3 protein-coding genes and 1 pseudogene are annotated in these 1,389 nt (G+C 50.5%); all 4 read right to left on the bottom strand.

Features of this window, described 5'->3' with window-relative positions; all coding sequences use genetic code 11:
* Positions 1 to 440: hypothetical protein (locus AN477_RS18850; RefSeq protein WP_054970734.1), on the bottom strand; the 440-nt coding region annotated here is incomplete at its 3' end.
* A 66-nt stretch (positions 441 to 506) separates the two neighbouring features.
* On the bottom strand, positions 507 to 803 hold the full coding sequence (locus tag AN477_RS18845) for a hypothetical protein (RefSeq protein ID WP_054970733.1): 297 nt from the start codon (positions 801 to 803) through the stop codon (positions 507 to 509).
* Positions 804 to 826: 23 nt separating this feature from the next.
* The gene (locus AN477_RS18840; RefSeq protein ID WP_054970732.1) at positions 827 to 1,030 is read right to left on the bottom strand and encodes a hypothetical protein; all 204 of its coding nucleotides are present in this window, start codon (positions 1,028 to 1,030) and stop codon (positions 827 to 829) included.
* 74 nt (positions 1,031 to 1,104) lie between these two features.
* Positions 1,105 to 1,389 (bottom strand): annotated as a pseudogene (locus AN477_RS25120) (hypothetical protein); the annotation flags it as partial.

Below are 1,389 nucleotides of genomic sequence, written 5' to 3'. Positions count from 1 at the left end.
CCCGTGTACTGCACCTCGTTCCAATAAGATGCTTGCGTGGTCATCGGGACGGTTGCACTGAGAACAGGTCCGCCAAACAATGTGAGTGCTTTATCAAACGGCAACGGTGCATTGTACTGAATCTCAACGGTGGCACTTGGAGATGTTGGTGTTGAAGTCACCATATAGCCCGGCTCACTTTGACCAACTTGTAACTCTGTTACATTGAAAAGTGTCTGCCCGTTCCATGTTGTGGGCAGGTGTTCAGCTGCCAAGTCAACGTCAATTTGATTCTGTACATCTTGCACGCTACCCGTAATCGCTGCGACCCGTGCAGCGTCATGTGCGACCGTTCCGATTTCAAGCTTCATAACGACGAGCGGTGGGGCTAAAAATAAAATCATGGCCACTGCAAACCCGACGCAGATCATGAAAAACGTTGTGATTAAATTGCTCGGCAAGAAAACCTCCTCCATTCAGAGAAGGGACAGACCGAATCCCGGCCTGTCCCTTCCGCCTCATGCCGATTACGGAGCCTTGAATCCACCGCTGCCAACTGTAGCTTGTCCACCTGTGATATTCCCGCTTTCAGCTTGTTGTGCCAACTGTGTGAGGCCCTGCTGTGTGCTCAGACTGCTTGTCAGTGTGGATGCACCACCCTGCGCCTGGCTCACCATATGACCAATAATGAAATAGGCGACCCCGCCCACGATGGCTACTGCGAGAATGCCTGCAATCCACCAGAGACCACGATTGCTGTTTTCCTCCGCTGTGTTTGCCCGGTCTGACCGAATCCATCGCTTCATACGAACCCATTGACTCATTACCTGTTTTCTCCTCCCAAATTTTAAAATAGATTTTGGAGCACACTTGTCATTGCTTGGACATCACCAGATAGTGCAGCCCAGATGAGACCAGCCAGGATCATGACGACCAAACTTGAAAAGATCCACATTCCTGCGGTCACAATAAATTCATCCATGATTCCGCCGCACTCACCATCAAGCCATCGCCACAACCGTGTGATCCGACCTCGTCTAGACGACAGCACGTATGTCACCTCCACCGTCACGATACCGAATTGGGCTTTGTCAAACGTGCCATATTCGTGCCATGACAAACCCGTTAAAACGGTATCCCAATGAAAGACTTCATCATGTAGGCAAACATGGCAAAAATCACGAAACCAAATCCGGGCATTGCAATCAGCAGCGTTGCATAGAGCCCCAACTGCAGTTGCACATTTCCGTAACGTTTTGCAGCGTTCGCATCCCGAATTTTTGTATCCAGTTGAAGGCTCCGAAGCAGAGCATCCGCAACAGGTGTCCCGTACGTTTCCGACTCGGAAACAATCATCGCAAAGTCCTTCACCTGAGTAATCCCTGTGGATTCGGCCAGTGCATGAAGCGC

Origin of the sequence: Paenalicyclobacillus ferrooxydans (assembly GCF_001399675.1) — a bacterium.
Taxonomy (GTDB): Bacteria; Bacillota; Bacilli; order Alicyclobacillales; family Alicyclobacillaceae; genus Alicyclobacillus_B; species Alicyclobacillus_B ferrooxydans.
Note: the sequence above shows the minus strand (reverse complement) of the source record. Positions and strands in the feature narration are given on the sequence as shown.

Bases quoted from the DNA above. Each gene is read 5' to 3' on its own strand.
- AN477_RS18845 (WP_054970733.1), bottom strand. From the start codon at position 803: ATGAGTCAATGGGTTCGTATGAAGCGATGGATTCGGTCAGACCGGGCA.